We start from the raw sequence: 342 nt of genomic DNA, 5'->3' as shown, positions 1-342 counted from the left end.
TGCGGTCGGTGAGTTCGGTGGCGGCTTGTTCGGCTTCGGTGCGGACGCGGGTGGCGTGTGCCTCGGCGGCGTCGCGCAGTGCCGTGGTTTCGGCGGTGGTGCGGTCGGTGAGTGCGGTGGCGGCTTGTTCGGCGTCGGTGCGGTCGTGGTAGGGGTGTGTTTCGGCGGCTTCGATCAGTGCGGTGGTTTCGTCGGTGGTGCGGTCGGTGTGTTCGGTGGCGGCTTGTTCGGCTTCGGTGCGGACGCGGGCGGCGTGTGTTTCGGCGGCTTCGCGCAGATCCGTGGTGTCGGCGGTGGTGCGGGCGGTGAGTTCGGTGGCGGCATGGTCGGCCTCCGGGCGGG

Annotated in this window: 1 protein-coding gene; it reads right to left on the bottom strand. The window is 71.1% G+C overall.

The window, feature by feature from the left end; genetic code table 11:
* On the bottom strand, positions 1-342 hold a 342-nt coding region (locus PUR61_RS17530; RefSeq protein WP_443035186.1), incomplete at both ends, for a hypothetical protein.

The sequence above is a fragment of the Streptomyces sp. BE20 genome (assembly GCF_036322525.1).
Taxonomy (GTDB): domain Bacteria; phylum Actinomycetota; class Actinomycetes; order Streptomycetales; family Streptomycetaceae; genus Kitasatospora.
The sequence above is the reverse complement of the archived record's forward strand: the minus strand, read 5'-3'. Positions and strand labels throughout refer to the sequence as shown.